Annotated in this window: 9 protein-coding genes; 5 read left to right on the top strand and 4 right to left on the bottom strand. The window is 69.2% G+C overall.

Going from position 1 to position 19617, the window contains the following annotated elements; all coding sequences use genetic code 11:
- The first annotated feature begins 132 nt into the window (after positions 1-132).
- Positions 133-393 carry a 30S ribosomal protein S20 gene (gene rpsT, locus OCU_RS34030; RefSeq protein WP_008255272.1) on the top strand — a complete coding sequence of 87 codons (261 nt, stop codon included), beginning with the start codon at positions 133-135 and terminating at the stop codon, positions 391-393.
- Positions 394-402: 9 nt separating this feature from the next.
- Here rpsT and holA read toward each other — a convergent pair whose 3' ends face one another.
- Genes holA through OCU_RS34015 form a run of 3 tightly spaced genes read right to left on the bottom strand, consistent with a single transcriptional unit; the run spans position 403 to position 3803 of the window.
- A complete protein-coding gene (gene holA / locus OCU_RS34025) occupies positions 403-1356 on the bottom strand; it encodes a DNA polymerase III subunit delta (RefSeq protein WP_085977676.1) in 954 nt (317 codons plus the stop codon).
- A gap of 30 nt (positions 1357-1386) precedes the next feature.
- Entirely contained in the window at positions 1387-2892 is a 1506-nt protein-coding gene (locus OCU_RS34020) for a ComEC/Rec2 family competence protein (protein WP_014379699.1), read from the bottom strand.
- 47 nt (positions 2893-2939) lie between these two features.
- Complete coding sequence (locus tag OCU_RS34015) at positions 2940-3803, bottom strand: ComEA family DNA-binding protein (protein ID WP_014379698.1); 864 nt, start codon at positions 3801-3803, stop codon at positions 2940-2942.
- 200 nt (positions 3804-4003) lie between these two features.
- Here OCU_RS34015 and OCU_RS34010 point away from each other — a divergent pair, with 200 nt between their 5' ends.
- Genes OCU_RS34010 through OCU_RS34000 form a run of 3 tightly spaced genes read left to right on the top strand, consistent with a single transcriptional unit; the run spans position 4004 to position 6713 of the window.
- On the top strand, positions 4004-5164 hold the full coding sequence (locus tag OCU_RS34010; protein WP_008255257.1) for an acyl-CoA dehydrogenase family protein: 1161 nt from the start codon (positions 4004-4006) through the stop codon (positions 5162-5164).
- 7 nt (positions 5165-5171) lie between these two features.
- Positions 5172-6287, top strand: coding sequence for an acyl-CoA dehydrogenase family protein (locus tag OCU_RS34005; protein WP_014379697.1), 1116 nt, complete (start codon positions 5172-5174; stop codon positions 6285-6287).
- 3 nt (positions 6288-6290) lie between these two features.
- On the top strand, positions 6291-6713 hold the full coding sequence (locus tag OCU_RS34000; protein WP_008255252.1) for a PPOX class F420-dependent oxidoreductase: 423 nt from the start codon (positions 6291-6293) through the stop codon (positions 6711-6713).
- A gap of 93 nt (positions 6714-6806) precedes the next feature.
- On the opposite strand, the gene OCU_RS33995 is transcribed toward OCU_RS34000, so the two are convergent.
- On the bottom strand, positions 6807-17831 hold the full coding sequence (locus tag OCU_RS33995; RefSeq protein WP_014379696.1) for a type I polyketide synthase: 11025 nt from the start codon (positions 17829-17831) through the stop codon (positions 6807-6809).
- 320 nt (positions 17832-18151) lie between these two features.
- On the opposite strand from OCU_RS33995, the gene OCU_RS33990 reads away from it, so the two are divergent.
- Positions 18152-19573, top strand: a complete 1422-nt coding sequence (locus OCU_RS33990; protein ID WP_014379694.1) for a condensation domain-containing protein — start codon at positions 18152-18154, stop codon at positions 19571-19573.
- Positions 19574-19617: the final 44 nt, after the last annotated feature.

Genomic DNA, 19617 nt, shown 5'->3' with positions numbered 1-19617 from the left:
GCCTCAAATCGATGTTCTGGCAGCCGACGTGTTCCCGTTTTGGGAGAAAACGTAACTCACTGATAACCTGGGCAATCGCTGTGGTGATTTCCGGCGCCCAACCAAACGTCTGATCGAAGAAGGAACTCGAGCGTGGCCAACATCAAGTCGCAGCAGAAGCGCAACAAGACGAACGAGCGCGCTCGCCTGCGCAACAAGTCGGTGAAGTCGTCGCTGCGCACCGCCGTCCGCGCGTTCCGCGAGGCCACCAGCGCCGGCGACAAGGAGAAGGCCGCCGAGTTGCTGGTGTCGACCAACCGCAAGCTGGATAAGGCCGCCAGCAAGGGCGTGATTCACAAGAACCAGGCCGCCAACAAGAAGTCGGCGCTGGCCCAGGCCCTCAACAAGCTCTGAGGCCCGGCCTCAGCGGCTGCGCTGGGCGGCTAGCTCGGCAACCTGCCTGACCGCGGATTCCAGGGCGTAGTCGGCGTCCGCCACCGCCCCCTTGACGTTCGCGTTGAGCGCCGCGACAACCTGCATCGCCGCGGCCACCGTGTCGCGCGACCAATGCCGGGCCTGTTTCTGGGCCTTCTGCACGCGCCAGGGCGGCATGCCCAGCTGCGACGCCATCCGGTAGGGATCGCCCGACAGCGGTCCGACGCGGCCGATGGTGTGGATCGCCTCGGCCAGGGCGTCCGCCAGCACCACGAGGGGCTCGCCTCGCATCATCGCCCAGCGCAGCGCCTCGGCTGCTCCCTCGATGTCGCCGGCCACCGCCTTGTCGGCGATGTCGAAGCCTTTCACCTCGGCCTTGCCGCTGTGATAGCGCCGCACCGCGGCGGCGTCGACGGCGCCGCCGGTGTCGGCGACCAATTGGGAGCAGGCGGACGCCAACTCGCGCAGGTCGGAGCCGACCGCGTCCAGCATCGCGGTCACGGTCTGCTCGTCGGCCTTGACGCGCAGGGCGCGGAACTCCTTGCGAACGAAGTCGATGCGTTCGCTGAGCTTGGTGATCCGCGCGCACGGGTGCACCTGGGCGCCGAGCTTCTGCAGGTCGGTGGCCAGCGCCTTGGCCCGCCCGCCGCCCGAGTGCACCACCACCAGCACGACGCCCGCCGGCATGTCGGTCGCGGCCGAAACAATCACTGCGGCAGCGTCTTTGCCCGCTTCGCCGGCGGCCTCCAGCACGACGATGCGTTCGTCGGCGAACAGCGAGGGGCTCAGCAGCTCGGCGAGCTCGTAGGTGCTGACGTCACCCGCTCGCATCCGGTTGACCGGAATGTCCGCGTCGTTGCCGGCCCGTTTCCGCGCCGACCGCAGCACGTCGGCCACCGCCCGCTCGACCAGCAGCTCCTCATCTCCCAGCACCAGGTGCAACGGCGAAACCTCGCTCACCCCATGATGGTGTCACGGCCGACCGACGATCCCGGACAGCGCCCAGGCCAGCCCGGCCAGCGCGGCCACCCCCGAGACGAGGCGGAACGGGCGCCACCGCCACAGCACGATCGCCAGCACGGTCACACCACCGACGAGCATCGTGCCGGGCGTGCCCTCCGGGACCGGCACCGTCGCCCCGGGCAGGCCGGCCGCCCAGCGGGCCACGCCGGCCACCCACCACAACTCGGGGCCGGTGAAGCGAATGAGCAACCGCGCGGCGGCCGGCCATAGCGGGCAGAGTGCCGCGGCCGCGGTGCCCAACACCGTGATCGGCGCGATCACGGCCGCCACGACGAGGTTGGCGGCGGCGGCGACCACGCTGAACCGGCCGGAGATCGCCGCGACCAGCGGCGCGGTCACGATCTGCGCGGCCCAGGCTACGGCCAGCGCATCGGCCAGCGGCTTGGGGCAACCTCGGGCCGTCAGCCGCCGCGACCAGACCGGTGCGACGACGATCAGCGCGGCCGTGGCGAGCGCCGACAGCGCGAACCCGACGTCGACGGCCAGCTGCGGGGCGACGGCAAACAACAGCAGCACCGCGGCGGCAAGGGCCGGAATGGCTTGGCGCCGACGCGAAGACAGCATTCCCGCCAACGCGATGGCGCCCATCACCGCGGCCCGCAACACGCTGGCGGTCGGTTGCACGACGATGACGAAGGCCACCAAAGCCAGCGCGGCAAGGACGACGGCCGTCCGGGGGCCGACCAATCGGGCCGAGAACAGCACGGCGGCACACACGATCGTCACGTTGGCCCCCGACACCGCCATCAGGTGCGTCATGCCGGCCGCGCGGAAGTCACGGCCCGTGTCGCTGGACACCGCCGAGGTGTCGCCGAGCACCAGCGCGGGCAGCAGCGCGGCCTGCTCGCCGGGCAACGCCTCGCGGACCGCCCCGGAGAACCGGCTGCGCACGCCGTGCGCCACCCGTTGCACGGCGCCCGCGGCGCCCATGGTCGGCCGGCCCGACGCGTTGAGCACCGCGACCGTCAAATCGCGCCGCATCGGACGGCCGATGCGCGCGCTGAACCGCAGCGGTTGTCCCACCATCAGCCCACCGAAATCCGCGGCGCGCGCGAAAACGACCACCCGCCCGGAGATCTCGTCGTCCCGCAGGCGTTGCAGGGTGGCCCGAAACATCAACCGGGCGCTACCCAACGACACCGGGCTCTCGGTGGGGGTGACCGTGACCGCGGCGGTCATGCCGTACACCGCGGCGATCGGGTGGCGATCGACCGCGTCGGCGCGCAACGCGATCGCGAACCCGAAACCCGCCCCCACGACGCCGATCGCCGCGAGCGCCGCGCTGATCGCCCGTAACCGCGCCCCTGCAGCGGGACGGTCTCGCGCGCGCCACGCCAGCGCCGCCGAGGCGCCGATCAACACGACGCAGCACCAGGCGAGGGCGCGCCCGATCGGCCACCAGATCCCGCCGGCGGTGACCGCCCAGCAGGTCAGCGCCGCCGGCACCAGGCGCACGTCGACTCGGGCGCCGGGCGGGGCACCCAACCCGGGGTGATGCACCCTCAGACACGGACCAGGGCGCGTAGCTTCTCCAGCCGCGCCGGCCCGATGCCCTCGACATCGGCGAGCTGGTCAACGCTGGTGAACCTGCCGTTGGCCTGCCGCCACGCCACGATCGCGGCGGCGGTGACCGGCCCGACGCCCGGCAGCGCGTCGAGTTCCTGGACGGTCGCGGTGTTGAGGTTGACCGCCTCGCCCGCTTTCGGCTTGGCCGACCCTGGCCCCGACCCTGGCCGAGGGGGCGGCGCTTTGGACGTGGGCGGCGATCCGGAGGCCACCGAACTGCCCAGCGCCGTCGGCTGTCCCGGAGCGGGAGCGAGACCGACCACAATCTGCTCACCGTCGCCGAGCGGTCGGGCCATGTTCAGTCCGATGGTGTCGGCGCCGTTCACCGCGCCGCCGGCGGCCTGCAGCGCGTCGGCGATGCGGGCGCCGGGCGCGAGCGTCACCAGCCCAGGGGTGTGCACCAGGCCGACGACGCTGACCACCACCGGGTGGTCCGGTTCGGCGGCGGGGCTCGCCGAGGAGCGCGGGCTCGCCGTCGCCACCTTCTCGACCGGCGGCAGCTTGGCCGACATCACCGGCGCCGGCCGGTCGCGCACCAACGTGAACACCGTGACCAGCACCGCCAGCGCCGCCACGATCGCCAGCCCGATGGCGCCCGCGCGTCCCGGGTCGGCGCGCACCTTCGCCACCCAGCCCCGATCGTCGGACGCGTCGGGCAGCCAGCGCGGCAGCAGCGAGTTCTGGTCGTCGTTCGCGGAGTCCTCGGCCGACGTCGTCCCGGAATCCCCGGCGGCCGCATCGGCATCCGGTTCGGCGCGGAGCCGCCGCTGCAGGCGCTCGGCCGGAAGTTCTGTTCGCATGGGCCGACCGTAGGTCCGCCCGCCGCCGCAACCGGCCCGGCGCAGGACGCCTCGGGGCCGATCTGTGGATTAACCCGAGGCTGTGCACAGCGCCCGCAGGGAATGGGTCAAGATGGAGGTTGAGCGAACGACCAGCATCGCCAGAAATCGGCTCTGGGTGATGGGTCGCCACGGTCACCCCGACACGACAGGAGGCTGCCATGCAACTGGCGCTCACACCCGAGGAAGCCGCGTTCCGCGACGAACTCCGCAGCATCTACACGACCAAGATCCCCCAGGAGTTGCGCGACCGGGTGCGCCAGGGCTCGGCGGAAGTGAACCGCGACGACATCGTCACCAGCCACAAAATCTTGCACGAACACGGGTTGGCGGTACCGAACTGGCCGGTCGAGTGGGGCGGCAAGGACTGGACGCCGACCCAGCACCAGATCTGGGCCGACGAGATGCAGCTGGCGTGCGTCCCGGAGCCGCTGAACTTCAACACCAAGATGGTGGGCCCGGTGATCGCCGAATTCGGTTCGGAGGAAGTCAAACAACGCTTTCTGCCCCCGACGGCCAGCCTCGACATCTGGTGGTGCCAAGGGTTTTCCGAGCCGGAGGCCGGGTCGGACCTGGCGTCGCTGCGCACCACCGCGGTCCGCGACGGCGACAGCTACGTCGTCAACGGCCAGAAGACCTGGACCACCCTCGGCCAGTACGCGGATTGGATCTTCTGCCTGGTCCGCACCGACCCCCAGGCGCCCAAGCGCCAGGCGGGCATCTCGTTCCTGCTGTTCGACATGAAGACGCCGGGCATCACGCTGCGGCCCATCAAGACGATCGACGGCGGCCACGAGATCAACGAGGTGTTTTTCGAAGACGTCCGCGTGCCGGCCAATCAGCTTGTCGGAGAAGAGAACAAGGGCTGGACGTACGCGAAATTCCTGCTGGGCAACGAGCGCACCGGCATCGCCGGCGTGGGCCGGACCAAGGTGCGCCTCGCCGAGGTGAAGAAGCACGCCGCGGCCACCGGGGTGCTCGACGATCCGTTGTTCGCGGCGCGGCTGGCCGAAGCCGAAAACGAGCTGCTCGCACTGGAACTCACGCAGTCGCGTGTAGTCACCGACTCCGCCAACGGGCAGCCCAACCCGGCCTCGTCGGTGCTCAAACTGCGCGGCAGCCAGTTGCAGCAGATCGCCACCGAACTGCTCGTCGAGGTCGCCGGGCCGGATGCGCTACCGGCCAACGGCGAAGACATCTCGTCGCCGTCCTGGGCGCAGCACAGTGCGCCGCACTACCTCAACTACCGCAAGACGTCGATCTACGGCGGCAGCAGCGAAGTGCAACGCAACATCATCGCGTCCACCATTCTGGGATTGTGAGGCAGCCATGGACTTTCAGTTGAGCGACGAGCAGTCCCTGCTCCGAGACACCACCCGCGACCTACTGGCGCGCACCTATGACCCGGAAAGCCGCAACAAGGTCATCGGCTCCGATCTGGGCTGGAGCCGCGAGGTCTGGAGCCAGCTCGCCGACACCGGGATCCTCGGGCTGGGATTCGAGCCCGACGAGTCCGGCCAGATCGAGATCGCGGTGGTGCTGACCGAGATCGGGCGCCGGCTGGCCCCCGAACCCGTCCTGCACGCCGCGCTGGGACCCGGCGCGCTGGTCGCCGAGCTGGGCAGCCAGGAACAGAAGCAGCTGCTCGACGAGGTCGCGTCCGGGCAGCGGCTGTTGGCCTTCGCCCACCTCGAACCGGGCCAACGCAGGCCGTCCGCCGCGTTGACCACCAAGGCTGCGCAGCAAGGTGATTCGTGGACGGTGAGCGGCCGTAAGAACCCGGTGCTCGCCGGGGACTGCGCCGACACCCTGGTGGTCAGCGCCGCCCTGCCCGACGGCGGCACGGGCCTGTTCCTGGTCGACGCGAGCGTCGAAAAGACTGTGACACGGCACCCGTACCGCACCTTCGACGGGCAGCGCGGCGCCCAGATCGACCTCGACTCCGCCGCCGCCGAACCTCTGGGTGAGGCGGCCGACGCGTCGGGCGCCATCCGCAACGCCATCATCCGCATCCAGTCGGCGCTGTGCGCCGAGGCGCTCGGGGCGATGGAGGAATCGCTGCGCCTGACGACCGATTACCTCAAGACCCGCAAGCAGTTCGGTGTCACGCTCAACAAATTCCAGGCGCTGACACAGCGGGCCGCCGACATGTACGTGTCGCTGGAACTGGCCCGCAGCATGAGCCTGTACGCGGCGATGTCGATCGCCGACGGCAACCTCGATCCGGTGATCGCCTCGCGGGCCAAGCTGCAGATCGGCCGCTCGGGCCGGCACATCGCGCAGGAGTCGATCCAGATGCACGGCGGCATCGGCGTCACCGCGGAATATCCGATCAGCCACTACGCCGCCCGGCTCACCGCCATCGAGCACACCCTGGGCACCTCCGGCGAGCACCTGCACAACCTGATCGACCGGCTCGGCGACTACGAGCTGGTCCGCCTCTGACCCATGGCCGAGCTGTCGGACAGGGTCATCGAGTTTCTGTCGGCCGGCACCCGCACCGGGATGCTGGGGTACGTCGCCGCCGACGGCCGGCCGCTGGTCACCCCGGTGTGGTTCGTCGTCGACGAGGGTCAGCTGGCCTTCAACACCGGCCGTGACACGTCGAAAGGGCGTGCGATAGCGCGTGATTCACGCGTCGTGATCTGCGTCGACGACCCGCACCCGCCCTACTCGTTCGTCCAGGTGCAGGGCGTGGCGACGGTGAGCGAAGACCCCGCGGACGTGCTGGACATCGCCACCCGAACCGGCGCCCGGTACATGGGCGCCGAGCGCGCCGAGGAGTTCGGCCGGCGCAACTCCTCGCCCGGCGAGCTCGTGGTGCGGGTGCGACCGACCAAGATCAACGCGGGATTCGACATCAGCGACTGAGCGCGTAACCGGCCGAACGTCGAGTTGTTGGGCCGACACGCCGGCTTTCCGCGCCACAAGTCCACGTTCGCGCCGGCGCGCCGGCGCCGGATGTTACGACGCCTCCTCGACCGGTTCCGGTTCCGCATCGGGCAGCTGGGCCACGAGATATTCGGCGAGCCCCCCGATGGTCGGATAGTCGAAGACCGCCGTCGCGTTGATGGTGAACTTGCCGCCGAACTGGCTGTGCAGCCGGTTGCGGAGCTCGATGGCCATGAGCGAATCCGTGCCCAGGTCCAAGAACCGGCTGCTCGCGGCGGGCGGCGACGCGAGCCGCAGGAAGTTCTGCACCTCGCGCTGCAGGAATTCGGTCACGAAACCGGCACGCTGGGGCACCGGAATCTCCATCAGCTGCTTGAGCAACTCGCTGTCACCGGTCACCTCCCCGGCGGCACTGGGCAACACCAGATCGAGGATCGGCGGACGCGAACTGCCCAGCACCTTCGCGGCACGCTGCCAGTTGGCCTTGAGGACGGTGGCCTGACCGGTGCCGTTCGCCACGACCTCGGCGAGGGCGCCGAGCGCGGCCGACGGTTCCAGCGGAATCAGGCCCTGCGCACTGATATTGGCGGTCGCGGCGTCCGAAGACGCCATGCCCCCTTGGGCCCAGGGACCGAAGTTGACCCCCGTGGCGGGCAAGCCTTGCGCCCTGCGCTGCGCGACCAGACCGTCGAGCAGCGCGTTGGCAGTCGCGTAGTTGGACTGGCCGGGCGAACCGAACAAACTCGACACCGACGACGACACGATGAAGAAGTCCAGCTCGTCGGCCTTCGTCAGCCTGTCGAGGTGGTAGGCGCCGATCGCCTTGGGCAACAGCGTCGTTCGGAATCGCTCCACGGTCTGCTGCGACAGCAGCGCATCGTCGAGCACGCCCGCCAGGTGCACCACACCGGCCAGCGGCGGCAACTCCGACCGGATGCGCTCCAGCAGACCCGCCACCGCGGACTCGTCGCCGACGTCGGTGGCGAAGACGTGGACGCGGCACTTGTAGCGCTCGGTGATCTCCTCGATCAGCCGTTGCGCGTCCGCACCGGGCTCGCGCCGGCTGGTCAGCACGATGTCTCCGGCACCGAGTTGGGCCAGATGCGACGCTGTGTGCAGACCGATCGCGCCAAGCCCGCCGGTGATCAGGTAGCTCCGATCGGGCCGCGGCTGCAGCGGATTCGGTATCTGGACCACGATCTTCCCGATGTGCCGCGCCTGCTGCATGCGGCGGAACGCGGCCCTCGCCTCGGTCAGGGGATAGATCTCGGCGGGCAGCGGCGTCCACTCGCCGTCGGCCAAGCCTTGCGACACCTCGGTGAGCAAGTCGCGAATGCGATCGGGTTCGGTGAACATCACCGTGTCCAATGCCACGATCTCGTAGGCGATATCGGGACGCGCCTCGGCCATCTGCTCGGGTGTCCAGATGTCGCGCTTGGCGATCTCGGCGAAGCGGCCGTTCTGGGCGGTGGCCTTCAGCGTCGCCTCGATGAACCCCTCGCTGGTCAGGGAGTTGAGGACCACGTCCACGCCGGCACCGCCGGTGTCCGCCAGGATCTGATCGGCGAAATCCGTTGTCCGCGAGTCGTAGACGCGCTTCACGCCGAGCTTGCGCAGCGTCGCACGCTTGAAGGTGCTCGCCGTGGCGAACACTTCGGCACCGAACCGCTGCGCCATTTGCACCGCCGCCAGGCCCACACCGCCGCTCGCGGCGTGGATGAGGACCTTGTCACCAGGTTTCAGCTGCGCCCAGTCGAAGGACAGCCGCACCGTCAGCGCCGCGGCGGGAATGGTGGCCGCCTCGACCGCGCTCACCCCGTCGGGGATCGGCGCCAGGAACTGGGCTGGCACATTGAACCGGCTGGAGAACGCGCCCTGCATGGAGCCGTAGACACGTTGTCCCACTTCGACTCCGGTGACGCCGGCGCCCAATTGGGTGACGACGCCGGCGAAGTCGCCGCCGATCGGTCCGGGATCGCCCGGGTAGAGGCCGAGGACGTTGAGCACGTCGCGGAAGTTGAGGCCCGCGGCCTCGACCCGGACCTGCACGTAGCCCTCGTCCGGCGCGGGCACCTCCGCCTCGGTCAGCCGCAGGTTGTCGATCGCGCCGCGTTCGGTGGGCGCCAGGGCAAAGTCGCGCCCGCGTGGCACCGTGAGATGACCGCTGCGCGCCCACGGCAACAACCGCGAGGCCAGCAGCTTTCCTTGCCGCACGGCCAGTTCCGGTTCGTCGACCGGGGTGCCAAGCAGCGCGGCCAGCGCGTGCACGGCCTCGGGTGAGCCGTCGCAATCGACGAGCTTGGCGCGCAGCGCCGGTTCCTCGTTGATCGTGGTGCGGCCGAAGCCCCACAGCGCCGCCTGCACCGGTTCGACGGGCTCGCCGGATTCGGTGGCCACCGCACGCTCGGTGACGATCCACAATCCGCCGGGCAGCTTCACCTCCCCGCGTTGCACGGTGTGCACGGCGCTGAGCAGATTGGCGATCTCGGTCTCGAGGCGCGCCGTGACGTCCGCGCTCGTCTCTTCCCCGTTCGGCGCCGTGCTGCGCCAGACGACACCGGAGAATGGCAACCCGCGCTCGTGGGCTTCAGTCAGCACCTGCCCCAACGGATCCGGATCGTTGGCGCGGTCGAGCGGGATGCACCCGGGGACCTTGGCGGCCAGTTCGTCGAAGCCGGCGATCAGCCAGGTACCGGCGGGCTCGCCGGCTTCTTCGCTCGCCGGTGGCGGCACCTCGTGCCAGCCGAGGGTGTAGAGCAGCCGGGTGGCGTCCCCACCCAGGCCCCGCAGCAACGCCTCGCGCGGTGCGCGCTTGACCGTGAATTCGCGAATTCCGCCCAGGTGACGGCCATCCCGGTCCACGAAATCGAGGTCGAAGACCTGGGTTTCGCTGTTGAGCTCGCTGCTGTGCCACCTCGCGTGGCAGTAGAACCGCCGAGGCATCTTCTCCCGCAACGCCACTTGGCCGTAGCGCAGCGGCAGGAACAGATCGTTGACGCCCTGTTCGGCCGCGAGCAGCGCGGGGAAGGCCGGGAATGCGACACCGGTGCACAGGTCCATCAGCACCGGATGCATCGGTTCGCTGCCGAGTTGTTCGGCGAGTTCTTCGCCGACGAGGATGTCGCCGATCGCCTCACCCTCGCCGAGCCACAGCGACTTCAGCGACCCCGACCAGGTCGGCCCCCACGCCAGCTCCAGGTCGGCGAAGGTCTCGAACAATTCCTGCGGGCGCATGCGGTTCAGGCGCTCGATCGTTTCGTCGATCGGATCACCCTCGGATACCGGCTCGTCATCCGCGCCGGTGCCGACGGTGCCCTCGGCGTTCAGCGACCATTCGGCGCCGCGTTCACCGTACGGGCGGCTGTGCACTTGGAACGTGGACCCACCGCCGTCCTGCAGCGGGTGCAGGGTGAGCTGCACCTCGCGAGAGCTCTTCTCGGGCAGGATGATCGGCTCGTAGAAGAAGACGTCCTTCACCCGCGCCGGGGCGCCGACCGCGGCGAGGGCCATCGCCGCGTAGGTAGCCCCAGGGACGACGACGGTCCCGTAGATGACGTGATCGGACAGCCACGGCTGCGATTTGACGGACAGCCTGCTGGTGTAGACCGAGTCGCCGGAGGCGAGGTCCTTCGCGTTGCCGAGGATGCCCGAGGACGAACCGGCCCCTCCGTCGACGGCGATGCCGGACGTCTTGGGCCAGAAGCGGCGGCGCTGGAAGGGATAGGTGGGCAGCTCGAGCCTGCGACGCGGCTGACCCTGCAGCGCAGCGAAATCGGGGCGAAGCCCGCCGACGTAGGCCGCGGCCAGCGCGTCGGCGATCTGGCGCCGATCGCCAATACCCTTGCGCAGCGAGACGATCGCGCGCGGCGCGGACAGGTGCTCCGGCCAGACCTGCACCGCGGCGCCCGTCAGTACGGGTTGCGGCCCGATCTCCATCAGCACCGAGCAACCCAGGGCCGCCACCGTGCGCACACTTTCGGCGAACTGCACCGGCTGCCGGGAATGCCGACGCCAGTACTGCGCGTCCAGCGGCGTCTGGGTCGTCAGCACGGCGCCGGTGCGGTTGCACACCAGCGGCATCGTCGGGGCGGCGAACCGGAATTGCGCCGCGTACGACTCGAATTCGTCGAGCACCGGATCCAACAGTTCCGAGTGGAAGGCGTGGCTGGTCTGCAGCCACGTGCAGCGGATCCCCTCGTCACCGCACTTGGCGACGATCTGCTCGAGGTCCTCGCCCGGCCCAGACAGCACGGTGTTGGGTCCGTTGTATGCCCCGACCGACACTCGCGGGAATTCGCCGGCGGCCTGCTCGACGTGCTTGGCGTCGGCGAACACCGCCACCATGCGCCCACCTTCGGGCAGGCTGCCGAACATCCGGCCGCGCTCGGCCATCAGCCGGGCGCCGTCCTCGAGGCTGAACACGCCAGCCACACATGCCGCCGCGTACTGGCCCACGCTGTGCCCCAGCACCACATCGGGTTGGATCCCCCACGACTGCCAGAGCCGGGCCAGGCCCATCTCGACGGCGAACAGCGCCGGCTGCGCAAAGGACGTGTGCCGCAGCCTTTCTCCGGCTTCGCCTCCCGTTTCGCGATCGGTGGCGAACAGCACCTCCAGCAACGGATGCGGCAGGATCTCGCCGACCGCGTCGGCACAACGTGTCACGGTGTCGGCGAAAACCGGCTCGGTGTCGAACAATTCACGCGCCATCCCCGGGTACTGGCTGCCCTGGCCGGTGAACAACCAGGCCGTCGTCGGGTGGTGGGTGTGCTCGCCCCGCACGACGCCGGGTCGCAGGCGGTTCTCGGCCAATTCGGCCAGCGCCTCGCGCGCACCCTCGACCGAGTCCACGACCAGCGCGGCGCGGTGTTCAAAGTGCGAGCGGCCCGTTCCGGCGGTGAGGCACACCTCGGCGAGATCCGCGTCCGGGTGGGTGGTCAGCCACTTCTGGTAGCGCCGCGTCAACGCCACCAGCGCTTCCGGTGACCGCGCGGACAGCGCCAGCACGCTCGGCTGTCCATCCCGGGCCCGGTCCGTCGACTCCGTCGCGTCGTCGTCGACAGGGTGCCGGTCGGCGGAGGCGGCTCTCGCCGGCGCCTCCTCGACCAGCACGTGCGCGTTGGTGCCCGTGAACCCGAAGGAACTCACCCCGGCGCGCCGCGGTCTGCCGTTGGCCCGCCACGGCATCGCCGTGTCCACGACCCGCACCGGCAGCGAATCCCACGGGATGTGCGGCGACGGCTCGTCGAAGTGCAGGCTTTGCGGCAGGACCTCGTGCTGCAGCGACAACACGACCTTGATCAAACCGGCTGCGCCGGAAGCCGATTCGGTGTGCCCGATGTTGGTCTTCACCGAGCCCATCAACAGCGGCCGGTCCGCGTCGCGGGCATCCCCGTAGGCGGCCGCGGCCGCCTGTACCTCGATCGGATCACCGAGCGGGGTGCCCGTCCCGTGCGCCTCGAGATAGTCGACGTCCCCGCCCGTCAGGCCGGCGCGAGCCAGCACCGAGCCGATAAGCCGTTGCTGCGCACCGCCATTGGGCACCGTCAGGCCGCTGGACGCCCCGTCCTGGTTGACCGCGCTGGCGGGGATGACCGCGCATATCCGGTCGCCATCGCGCTCCGCGTCGCTCAGCCTCTTCAGTACGAGAATCCCGCAGCCCTCGCTGCGCACGTAACCGTCGGCGGAGGCGTCGAAGGTCTTGCAGCGCCCGACGGGCGAAAGCATCCGCGCGCGGGAGGCCGCGACGACCGTCACCGGACTCAGCAACACGTTCACGCCGCCGGCCAGCGCCATGTCGCAGTCACCGGAATGCAGCGCCTGGCAGGCCTGGTGGACGGCGACCAACGCCGAGCTGCATGCGGTGTCGATCGCCACCGCCGGTCCTTCCAATCCCAGCGCGAAGGCGACCCGGCCGGAGATGGCGTTGAGCGCGTTGCCGGTGATGAAGTGGGGTTCGATCTTGTCGATCGACTCCGAGGACAACAGGTGCGCATATTCGTTGGCCGCCACGCCCACGAAAATCCCGGTTGGGCTGCCGCGCAAGGCGGCCGGCGCGTACCCCGCCCTTTCGAGGCCCTCCCACACCGTTTCGAGCATCAGCCGCTGCTGCGGCTCGATCCAGACGGCCTCGCGGGGTGAGATGCCGAAGAATTCGGGATCGAACCCGTCGATTTCGTCGAGGAAGCCGCCGAACCGCGTGTAGGTCTTGCCCGCTGCGTCCGGATCGGGGTCGTAGAACTCGTCGATGTCGAAGCGGTCCTCGGGGACCTCGCGGATCGCATCGACCCCGTCGGACAGCAACTCCCAGAACGCTTCCGGGTCGGGTGCGCCGGGGAAGCGGCAGGACACCGCGACGATCGCGATCGGTTCATCCGTGCGCGTCGTCACGACCGATGCCGGCTGCGGTCTCGGTTTCGGCGACCCCGGGTCGCCGAGTTCGAGCACGTCGCGCAGCAGGTAGTCGGCCACGTCGGACAGCCGTGGGTGGTCCATCGCCAGGGTGGCCGGGATCTCCTTGCCCACGCCCTGTTCGATGCGGCGCCGCAATTCGACGGCCATCAGCGAATCCATGCCGAGATCGAAAAAGCCTGCGTCCTCCCGGATCTCCGCGGCATCGACGCGCGTCACCTCCGCCACCGCGTCCCGCAGGTAGTCGGTCAGAAGTTTCTTGCGCTGCTGCACCGGGGCGCCGGTGAGCCGCTCCACCAACGGGGTCTTCCCCGCGACGATCGCGGACGGCCCCGCCGTACTCGTCAGCCCGGGCACCTCGCGTTCCAACTCCGCCAGGAACGCCCGCCTGCCCGCCTGCTGATAGAGCGGCAAGAAGCGGGCCCAGTCGATGCGGGCCACCACACCCTGCACGAGGCCCTGCCCCGCCGCAGCGGCCACGGCATCGGCCAGACCCGCGAGCGCATCGGCGGGAGACAACGTCCGGACTCCGCGCTGATCGAGTCGGGCGCGGGATTCCGCGTCGGCCATGCCCGCCGACCACGGCCCGAAGTTGACGCTGACGGCGAAGATGCCCTGCCCGCGCAGGCGCCAGGCCAGCGCGTCGAGGAAGGCGTTCGCGGCGCCGTAGGCGGTCTGGCCGAATCCGCCCCACACCGAGGCGATCGAGGAGGTGCTGATGAAGAAGTCGAGATCGAGGTCGGCCGCCGCCTCGCTCAGATGCCAAGCGCCCCAAACCTTGCCGGCGAAGACGCGATCGATCTCGGCGTCCTGCAGCGCGCTCAGCGGCGTGGTGCCGATCTCGCCCGCGGCGTGCACGATGCCGGCCAGCGGTGGCAGCTCGGCCTGAACGCTTGCCAGCAGGCGTGCCACGTCGTGCGCGTCGGCGACATCGGCGGCCACGACGCGGATTTGGCAGCCGTGCTGTTCGCCCAGGGCGTTGATGCGCTGTTGCGTGGCATCGCTGGGATCGCGCCGGCTGGTCAGAACCAGATGCCGGGCGCCATTCGCGGCCAGGTGGCCGGCGATCTCCAGTCCGATCGCGCCCAGCCCGCCGGTCACCAGATATGTTGCGTCGCCGCGCAGGTGCAGCGGTGTCCCGCTCGGCGGCGCAGAGCGCCGCGCCAACCGGGGTGTGTAGACGGCCCGATCACGCAGCGCGAGCTGGTCTTCCCGGACGGCCGAGCCGTGCGGCGCGGCGATCCGGTCGACGAGCGCAGACCATTCGTCGGCCGCGTTGTCGCCGCCCTCTGACAGGTCCGCGAGTCCGCCCCACACGTGCGGGAGTTCCAGCGAGGCGGCTCGGCCGAATCCCCACAGGCAACTCTGATGCGGCGCCACCGTGTCCGTGTCGGCGACGCGCTGCGCGCCGCGGGTCACGATCCAGATGGGGCCGCGCAGTTCGGCGGCCACCGCCGCCCGAAAGACCCGCCGCGTTCCGCCCAGGATCCGGTGTTGCATCCGCAACAGTGACCGCATCGACGGTGTGGCCCCGGCTTCCAGGGCCGCGACATGCACGATGCGTAACGTCGCATCCTCGGTTGCCGCAGCGCGCAACGTTTCCGCGAGCCGTTCCTCGTCGGCGTCGGACGCCGGCAACCCGACCACTTGGTGCGGTTCGTTGCGCGCGGCCAGCAGGTCGACCAACGGCGGGACCGCGTCGGCATCGTCGGAGACGACGATCCAGCTGCCTGCCTGGTCCACGTCGGCACCGGAGAGCGGAGAGGTTGACCTGTCCCAGCGGATCTCGTAGCGGTCGTCCGCGATGGACCGGGTCGTGCGCTGTTGATTGTGTTGCGCCGCAAGCTTGGTGAGCACCTGCAGGGTGTGCTGGTCGTCGCTCGCACCGCCGAGCAGGGCGGCGAGTTCCTCGATTCGGCCGTCCTCGAGCAGGCGGACGGCTTCGGTTCGCGGTCCGCCGGTGTCCCGGGGTTGCTCGGGGCGCTCGCGAGCGTCCCGGAACCAGTATTGACGGCGCTCGAACGGATAGGTGGGCAGGTCGAGCTTTCGCGCGTGCGGCCGCCGCAAGGCGGCGAAATCGGGCAGGTGGCCCAGCACATACGCGTCGGCGACCGCTTCGGTGATCTGGCGGTGGTCAGCGGTATTGCGCCGCAGCGACGTGATCACCCGGGGCGCGGTGGCCGGGTCGGGCCACGCGCCGAGGGCCGCGGCGGTAAGGACCGGTCGCGGGCCGATCTCGAGCAGCAGTTTGCAGTTCATCTCGGCAAGCGTGCGCACGCTCTTGGCGAATTGCACCGGCTGGCGCGCGTGCCGGCGCCAGTAGGCACCGTCGAGCTTCACGCTGCGACCCAGCGCGGTTCCGGTGCGGTTGTCGATCAAAATCCGTTGCGGCGCAGCGAAGTCGAATCCTCCCGCATACGCCTCGAATTCGTCGAGGATGGGGTCCAGGAGCGCCGAGTGGAACGCGTGACTGGTGTCGAGCCAGTCGCACCGGACACCATCGGCCGACAATGCGGCCACCGCGCGTTCCAAATCGGCTGCCGGACCGGACAATACGGTGTTGGCGCCGTTGTAGGCGGCCACCGACAGGCTGGGAGACTCGTCGGTCAGCCGCTCGACCCGCTCGGCCGCGGTGAACACCGCGACCATCCGGCCACCGGAAGGCAAGCTGCCGAACAGACGGCCGCGTTCGGCCATCAACAGCGCGCCGTCCTCGAGGCTGAGCACGCCCGCGACGCAGGCCGCAGAGTACTGGCCGACGCTGTGGCCCAGCACCACGTCGGGCTCGAAGCCCCACGACTGCCACAGCCGGGCCAGGCCCAGCTCCACGGCGAACAAGGCCGGCTGCGCGTAGGAGGTCTGCTGCAGCGTCGCTTCGCTGTCCGGGCTGTCCACATCGAAAACGACGTCCAGCAACGGCTTTTCGAGAATGTCGGCGACGGCAGCGGCGCAACGATTCAGCGTCTCGGCGAACACCGGCTCGGTGTCGAACAACTCCCGGGCCATGCCGGGGTATTGGCTGCCCTGACCGGTGAACAGCCACGCCGTCTTCGGTGTGTCATGGGATTCTCCGCGATACAAACCGGGCGCCGGGCGCTCCTCGGCGAGCGCGCCCAGCAGCTCCATGGCGGATTCGCGCGAATTGACCACCAACGCGGCCCGGTGCTCCAGGTGCGCCCGCCCCGCCCCGGCGGTAAAGCACACGTCCGCCAGGGTGGCCTCCGGGTTCGCGCCCAGCCAGGCGCGGTATTCATCGGCGAGCCGCATCAATGCGGCGGGCGTTCGGGCCGACAGCGGAAGGATGCTGAACCGCCGGCCCCCGGGCGCATCGACCGGGGCCGGTACCGCGGGGGCCGATACCGCCTGTTCGGGCGCTTCCTCGACAATGACGTGAGCGTTCGTCCCGGCGAAGCCGAATGAGCTGATCCCCGCAATGCGCCGTTGTCCGTTGCGTTTCCAGGGCGTGGCCTCCTTGACGACTTCCACCGCCAGCCGATCCCAGGGGATGTGGGGCGACGGGTTCTGAAAGTGGAGGTGCTGGGGCAGCAGCTCGTTCTCCAGGGACAGGATCACCTTGATCACGCCCGCGATGCCCGCGGCCGCTTCCAGGTGTCCGATGTTGGTCTTCACCGACCCCATCAGCAGGGGCTGGTCGGGTTCGCGCCCGGCCCCCAGCACCGCTCCCGCGGCCTGGGCCTCGATGGGGTCGCCGAGCGATGTCCCGGTGCCGTGCGCTTCCAGGTAGCCGACATCGCGGGGCTCGAGGTCGGCACGCTTGAGCGCGTCGGCGATGACCCGTTGCTGGGCAACCCCGTTCGGAACCGTCAACCCACCCGAAGCGCCATCCTGGTTGATCGCGCTGCCGCGGATCACCGCCCGAATCCGGTCCCCGTCGCGCAACGCGTCCTCGAGGCGCTTGATCACGATGACGCCACATCCCTCGCCGCGCACGTAGCCGTCGGCGGCCGCATCGAATGTCTTGCACCGACCGTCGGGCGCGAGCATGTGCGCGCTGGAGAACGTGATCATGGTGGCCGGGGTGAGCAGGACGTTGGCGCCGCCGGCCAGCGCGAGGTCACATTCGCCGAGGCGCAGGGCCTGGCACGCCTGATGGATGGCCACCAGCGACGAGCTGCACGCGGTGTCGACGGCGACAGAGGGACCCTGCAGCCCCAACCGATAGCTGATCCGCCCGGCCGCGGCGGCGTTGGACGTCCCGATGGCCATGTAGGCCTCGATCTCGGGATAGGTCAGCTCGTCGGAGGCCATTCCGAGGTAGTCGTGCGTGGCCAAACCGACGAAGACACCGGTGTTGCTGTCAGCGAGATCCGTTGGTGCGTAGCCCGAATGCTCGACCGCGCGCCACGCCGTTTCCAGCAAGATCCGGTGCTGCGGGTCCATCAACCTGACCTCGCGCGTCGACAAGCCGAAGAACGGGGCGTCAAACCCCGTTACGTCGTCGACGAAGCCCGCACGACGGGTGACGACCTTGCCCGGCGCACCCGGCTCGGGGTCGAAGAATTCATCGGCATCCCACCTGTCCTGCGGCACTTCGGATATCGCATCCCGGCCGTGCCGCAAGACGTCCCAGAACTCATCCGCGTCGGCGGCGCCCGGAAATCGAGCCGCATAACCCACGATCGCAAAACCCGATGCCGATTCCCCCAGACCTTCGACGGATGCCATGCGCTTGTCCTCTCTTGGCCGGTCAAGATCGATCCGCGCGGGGGCCCAGTTGCACTCGGAGAATCATGTCCTTTAGGCCAGCACCGCGTGTGCAGCGCCGCACTGCGCAGCGACAGCCGGCGCGGCCGCCGCCCTGCGTCCCCGCCCGGCCGCACGATCGCCACAACTCGATCGCCGCAACTCGGTCGCCAAAGACCGGTCGGATCCGTGAGCGAGTGTAGGCGGTGGCCCGCGCACGGCTGCGACGGCGATCACTTCGAGGGTTATCTTGGTCGCGACGCCAGCGTGCCGCGGCAGTTCAAACCGAGGAGGACGAAGTTTTGCGCATCGGGAAGATAACGATCGGCTCACTCGATGATTGGACGCTGACGCCGGGCTCGGTCACCTCATGGCACCCGACCGCCGCGGCCGCCGAAAAGGCACGACAAGCCCCGGTCAGCTCGGTGCCGGTCAGTTACATGCAGGGCCAACACCTTCGCAACTACCGCGACCGCACCGCCGCCGGACTGAATTTCTCACGGCAGATCATCGCCACCTGTGAGGTCGCCGGGACGTGCGACATCGCCGCCATGAACCACGCCGTCAACACGTACCTGCGCCGGCACGACACCTTCCGCAGTTGGTTCGAGGACACCGGTGACGGGGAGTTCATCAGGCACACCATCGGCGATCCCGCCGACATCGAATTCGCGCCGGTCGAGCACGGCGAGATGACGGCTGAGGAAATTCATGCTCACGTGGTGGCCATACCGAATCCGCTGGAATGGGGCTGCTTCACCTTCGGAATTATCCAGAGCGAGAACCATTTCACGTTCTTTGCGGCCATGGATCATGTCCACGGGGACGCGACATTGATCGGCACCACCATGATGGAGGCCAACGGCATGTACACGGCGTTGAGCGGGGGCGGTGAGGCCCTTACTCTTCCCGATGCCGGCAGCTTCGACGATTTCTGCATCCGCGAACGCGAATACACGTCGGCGTTGACTCTTGATTCGCCTGAGGTGCGCGCGTGGATTGACTTCGCCGAGAACAATAATGGGGGCTTTCCCGAATTCCCGCTGCCGCTGGGTAACCCGCAGGAATCCAGTAGGAGCGACATGACGTCCGAACTGTTGATGGACGACGCGCAGACGGAGCGATTCGAATCGGCCTGCGCGGCGGCCGGCGCGCGCTTTGTCGGGGGCCTGTTCGCCTGCCTCGCCCTGGTGGAGCACGAATTCACCGGCGCCCTGACGTATTACGGTCTCACTCCCCGGGATTCACGCAAAGCCACCGACAATTTCATGACGCAGGGTTGGTTTACCGGCTTGATTCCGATCACCGTGCCGATAGCCGCCGCCTCTTTCGGCGACGCCGCATGGGCGGCGCAGGCTTCTTTCGATAACAGCCTGGACATGGCAAAGGTGCCCTACTACCGCGTGTTGGAACTGGCGCCGTGGCTGAGCTGGCCGCAGCCAAACTTTCCGGTGTCGAACTTCTTTCACGGCGGCGCCGCCCCCCTCAACGCCATTCTTGCCGCCGCCGACCTGGGACTCGCAAACAATATCGGGATCTACCCGGACGGCCGGTATTCACATCAGCTGACCATTTACATATTCCGGTACGGCGAGGGCACGGTCATGGCGATTATGCATCCCGACAACCCGGTCGCCCGGAAATCGGTTGTCCGCTATATGGAAGCGATGAAGTCGGTCTGTGTGCGGGTCGCCGGCAGCGGGAGCTGGGGGCGCGTCGCGTAGCGTGGAGCACTTCGATGGCACGTGATGCGAAATCGCGTGGTTTG

Origin of the sequence: Mycobacterium intracellulare ATCC 13950 (assembly GCF_000277125.1) — a bacterium.
GTDB classification, from domain to species: Bacteria; Actinomycetota; Actinomycetes; order Mycobacteriales; family Mycobacteriaceae; genus Mycobacterium; species Mycobacterium intracellulare.
Note: the sequence above shows the minus strand (reverse complement) of the source record. Positions and strands in the feature narration are given on the sequence as shown.

Coding starts and splice junctions, on each gene's coding strand:
- OCU_RS34015 (WP_014379698.1), bottom strand. CDS start 3,803: ATGCGAACAGAACTTCCGGCCGAGCGCCTGCAGCGGCGGCTCCGCGCC.
- OCU_RS34010 (WP_008255257.1), top strand. CDS start 4,004: ATGCAACTGGCGCTCACACCCGAGGAAGCCGCGTTCCGCGACGAACTC.
- OCU_RS34005 (WP_014379697.1), top strand. CDS start 5,172: ATGGACTTTCAGTTGAGCGACGAGCAGTCCCTGCTCCGAGACACCACC.
- OCU_RS34000 (WP_008255252.1), top strand. CDS start 6,291: ATGGCCGAGCTGTCGGACAGGGTCATCGAGTTTCTGTCGGCCGGCACC.
- OCU_RS33995 (WP_014379696.1), bottom strand. CDS start 17,831: ATGGCATCCGTCGAAGGTCTGGGGGAATCGGCATCGGGTTTTGCGATC.